Origin of the sequence: Intrasporangium sp. (assembly GCF_036566125.1) — a bacterium.
In the GTDB taxonomy this organism is placed as follows: Bacteria; Actinomycetota; Actinomycetes; order Actinomycetales; family Dermatophilaceae; genus Intrasporangium.
This window is the reverse complement of record NZ_DATCWX010000209.1, coordinates 1-3,661: the sequence shown is the minus strand read 5'-3', so window position 1 is coordinate 3,661 and position 3,661 is coordinate 1. Positions and strand designations below refer to the sequence as shown.

At 69.4% G+C, this 3,661-nt stretch carries 5 protein-coding genes; 2 read left to right on the top strand and 3 right to left on the bottom strand.

Annotated elements, in window-relative coordinates; genetic code table 11:
- Positions 1–102: 102 nt before the first annotated feature.
- Entirely contained in the window at positions 103–969 is an 867-nt protein-coding gene (gene rsmI / locus VIR15_RS12965) for a 16S rRNA (cytidine(1402)-2'-O)-methyltransferase (RefSeq protein WP_331928252.1), read from the top strand.
- Positions 970–1,252: 283 nt separating this feature from the next.
- Here the strand turns inward: rsmI and VIR15_RS12960 are convergent, their stop codons facing one another.
- Together VIR15_RS12960 and VIR15_RS12955 are read right to left on the bottom strand one after the other, a co-directional pair.
- Positions 1,253–1,639, bottom strand: coding sequence for a hypothetical protein (locus VIR15_RS12960; protein WP_331928250.1), 387 nt, complete (start codon positions 1,637–1,639; stop codon positions 1,253–1,255).
- Positions 1,640–1,680: 41 nt separating this feature from the next.
- The gene (locus VIR15_RS12955) at positions 1,681–2,439 is read right to left on the bottom strand and encodes a dienelactone hydrolase family protein (protein ID WP_331928248.1); all 759 of its coding nucleotides are present in this window, start codon (positions 2,437–2,439) and stop codon (positions 1,681–1,683) included.
- Positions 2,440–2,479: 40 nt separating this feature from the next.
- On the opposite strand from VIR15_RS12955, the gene VIR15_RS12950 reads away from it, so the two are divergent.
- Positions 2,480–3,316 carry a CPBP family intramembrane glutamic endopeptidase gene (locus VIR15_RS12950; protein ID WP_331928246.1) on the top strand — a complete coding sequence of 279 codons (837 nt, stop codon included), beginning with the start codon at positions 2,480–2,482 and terminating at the stop codon, positions 3,314–3,316.
- 18 nt (positions 3,317–3,334) lie between these two features.
- Here VIR15_RS12950 and VIR15_RS12945 read toward each other — a convergent pair.
- Positions 3,335–3,661 (bottom strand): hypothetical protein (locus VIR15_RS12945; RefSeq protein WP_331928244.1); only part of this gene is annotated, 327 nt, incomplete at its 5' end.

The following is a 3,661-nucleotide window of genomic DNA, read 5'->3' as shown; positions in this document are numbered from 1 at the left end:
CTACGTGGCATCAACGAGCTGTATCGGGCGACCGAGGAGGACAGCCGACCGGCCACGTGAACGTCGCGCCGAGAGGGATGACCGGCACGGCAGGATGGCGGGGTGAGCACCACACCTGACGCCGGCACCCTCGTCCTTGCTGCGACCCCGATCGGCGATCCGCGCGACGCCGCCCCGCGCCTCGCCGAGGAGCTCGCCACCGCCGACGTCATCGCGGCCGAGGACACCCGCCGGCTCAAGCGCCTGCTCTCCGCCCTCGGGGTCAGCCCCATCGGGCAGGTGCTCAGCTACCACGACCACAACGAGGCGGCCCGCACACCAGAGCTGGTCGAGCGGCTTCTTGCCGGCGAGCGGGTCGTCGTCGTCACCGATGCCGGGATGCCCTCAGTGTCCGATCCCGGTTACCGGCTCGTCGCAGCAGCGGTGGCACGCGACGTGCGCGTCACGTGCGTGCCGGGACCGAGTGCGGTCCTCATGGCCCTCGCCGTGTCGGGGCTTCCGGTCGACCGCTTCTGCTTCGAGGGGTTCCTGCCCCGTAAGGCCGGCGAGCGCGCCCGCCTCCTCGCCGAGCTCGCCGACGAACGCCGCACCATGGTCTTCTTCGAGGCACCGCATCGACTTGCGGAGACCCTGGCAGCGATGGGTGAGGCATTCGGACCGACTCGCCGCGCTGCCGTGTGCCGCGAGCTGACCAAGACCTACGAGGAGGTCCGCCGCGGCACCCTCCACAAGCTCACTGCGTGGGCCCTGGACGGGGTCAAGGGCGAGATCACCGTTGTCGTGACGGGCGCCGAGCGGAAGGTCACGACCATCGAGAACGAGCTCAGCGGCATACGGCATCGGGTTGAGAAGGGGGAACGCCTCAAGGACGTCTGTGCGGACGTCGCGGCCCGGACGGGACTGTCGAAGAAGGCGCTCTACGACGCCGCAGTGGCAGCGGGAAAGGGTGAAGGGCCCTTGGGAGTATGAGTCTCAAGGGCCCTTCGGGTTGATCGGTCGATGTGACGCTCCCGATCGACTGCTCTTCATCTCCGGTCCCAGCGGCTTCGTCACCAAGCCTCTGCGGTGGATTGCTCCTCCGTGCGGACCCTCGTCTCCGAGCCGTCCCGCTCTCCCCGAGAGGAGTGCGTGAAAGCAGTTCTACGCCCCTACTCCACTACGGCGCAAGGGTTTTCGCGAAAGAAATTGTGCATCCACAGGACACCAGCGTGTCATCCACCGGAAACGCACAGTTGTCCACACCGTCGCGGCGCTATCCCCACGTTGTCCCCAAGTGGCTGTGGACAACCTTGGACAGCTCGTCGGCGGCCGCGCGCGCCTCGGCGGCCCGCTCGGCCTGCCCAAGCGACTCGTACTCGCATGCGGCCTCGAGCAGGCTGTCCACCTCGGCCCGCAGGATCGCCGATTCCGCCGCATCGTCCAGGGCGAGACGCTCCGCCTCGGCAGCCCCGACACCGACCGCGGCGCCGGCAACGTGCTGCGACGTCGCTGCGACGGCGTCCTGCGACGTCGGCACCGCCTCGGCGTTCTCGAGGGCAGCGATCGCCGACCGCATCGCCGCCGCGGTCGGCTTGTCACGCTCGCGCAGCGCCGTCGTGAGTCTCTGGCGAAGGGCGAGCCGGACGGATGAGCTGGTCATGGCTCGACGATAGGTCGCCAGCGGTCCTGCGCTCCAACGGTTTACCCGCGATCGGTGCCGGCGTCACTGCCCGCGAGGAGTCGCTCGCGGAAGAAGTCGACGACCCGGACCACCGCCACCGGGTGCTTGTGGTCAGTCAGGGTCGCGTGGCCCCGACCGGGCAGTTCCACTGAGATGAAGCCGTCCCCGAGCTCTCGCCGCAACGTTTCGAACCGGGTGCCCGTGATCCAGTCGTCCCGATAGCGCACCCCGAGCACCGGGCAGCCGTCGGCGACGCGGGCACGGATCTGCGCCAGGTCGGACGACGACAGGTTGAGGTCGGCCGCCCGGCGCCGCCCGATGGGCAGCGGCGTCGCCGGCTGCGCGACGACCGGCGCGACGACGACCGGGTCGAGCATCATCGCGAGCGCGAACCCGCCCGTGACGCACATGCCGATCGCCCCGACGCCCGGCCCACCCGCCGACGTATGGAGATCCCGCGCGAGGGTTCGGAGCCAGTCCCCCAGCGGCGCAGTCACTCCCGTGGCAAACATCGTGAATTCCCTTGTGACACAGAGCCGTGGGACGACGCGTGCTGCCTCCCAGGTACGCGGCGGCGCGTGCGCGGAGCCGAAGAGGTGTGGGAGCACGACGGTGAAGCCGGCCTCGACGAGCTCGTCGCCGAACTCGATGACCTCGGGCGTCAGCCCAGGGCTCTCGTGGACGACGACGATGCCCGGGCCGCTCCCCCGCGTGTAGATGTCATGCGCGACGCCGCCCGCCTTGTGCCGGCCGGCCGTCCAGTCCGCGAGGAGCGACATGGAACGAGGGTACGTCGGTGCCGAAAGTACAGTGAGCGCCATGGCCCGCCGCGTCTTGTCGTATGCCGCTGAGCTTGGTCCCAGCGACCGTGACCCTCTGCGCGCGGCTGGGTCGGCGGAGCGGCGGACCCTGGGCTGGGAGACCGTCCTCCTTCTGGGGGTCAGCCTGGGCGCGTCTGCGATCTGGTCGGTCCTGTCGATCATCGAGAAGCTGACGCGCAACGTGCCGCTCCGGTCGCAGACCACTGCGATGAACCAGTCGGCTACGCCGGACCGGCCGTGGCTCGATCTCGCCTACCAGCTCGCCGGGATCCTCATCCAGGTCGTGCCGGTGGCCCTGGCGTTGTACCTGCTGTCGACCGTGCTGCGCCCGTCCACGACGATCGGGGCCGCGCGGTTCATCGGCTTCGACCGGACCGAGCCGGTCCGCGACCTGCTCCGCGGACTCGGGCTGGCGGCTCTCATCGGGCTGCCGGGTCTGGGGTTCTACTTCCTCGCCAAGGCGGCCGGGATCAACACGACCGTTTCGGCGGCCAACCTCACCGACGTGTGGTGGTCCGGGCCGGTGCTGACGCTCGCAGCCATCGGCAACGCGCTGCTCGAGGAGGTCGTCATGGTCGGCTACCTCTTCACCCGGTGGCGGCAGATCGGGTGGTCGTGGCCGCTGGTCATCGGCCTGTCCGCACTGATCCGCGGGACGTATCACCTCTACCAGGGCTTCGGCGGCTTCGCCGGCAACGTCGTCATGGGGCTGATCCTGGGCTATGTCTTCGCTCGGACCCGGCGGGTGATGCCGCTGGTCGTGTGCCATGCCGTGCTCGACATCGTCGCCTTCGTCGGCTACGCGTTCCTCAAGGCCCGCGGCATCTCCATCTGACCCCGATCCGGATCGCGACTAGCCTCCCGGCGTGTACGAGACCCAGATGTCGCCATCGATGACGAAGGTGCCGTCTGGGAGGGCTCCCTCCTGGTGGAACGTGCAGTGATCAAGTCGTCCGTGCTGTGGGGCAGGTCTGGAGAACTCGTCGGTGAACGGCGCCGGATCGCCGACCGTGGGCGTGAAGACTCCACTCAGGGTGATGGCGTAGGGCACCACAACCTGGTTGCTCTCGACCGCGAGGCCCGGTGCCAACGCACCCCCGCCGACCACGATCACGTCCAGCGCGCCGAGCTCGTCGCACTGGATGGGAAGCGGCTCACCCTTGGGGTCGGCAGCGGCGCT

What these genes read in the sequence shown, in the direction of transcription:
- VIR15_RS12960 (WP_331928250.1), bottom strand. Translation starts at nt 1,639, where the DNA reads ATGACCAGCTCATCCGTCCGGCTCGCCCTTCGCCAGAGACTCACGACG.
- VIR15_RS12955 (WP_331928248.1), bottom strand. Translation starts at nt 2,439, where the DNA reads ATGTCGCTCCTCGCGGACTGGACGGCCGGCCGGCACAAGGCGGGCGGC.
- VIR15_RS12950 (WP_331928246.1), top strand. Translation starts at nt 2,480, where the DNA reads ATGGCCCGCCGCGTCTTGTCGTATGCCGCTGAGCTTGGTCCCAGCGAC.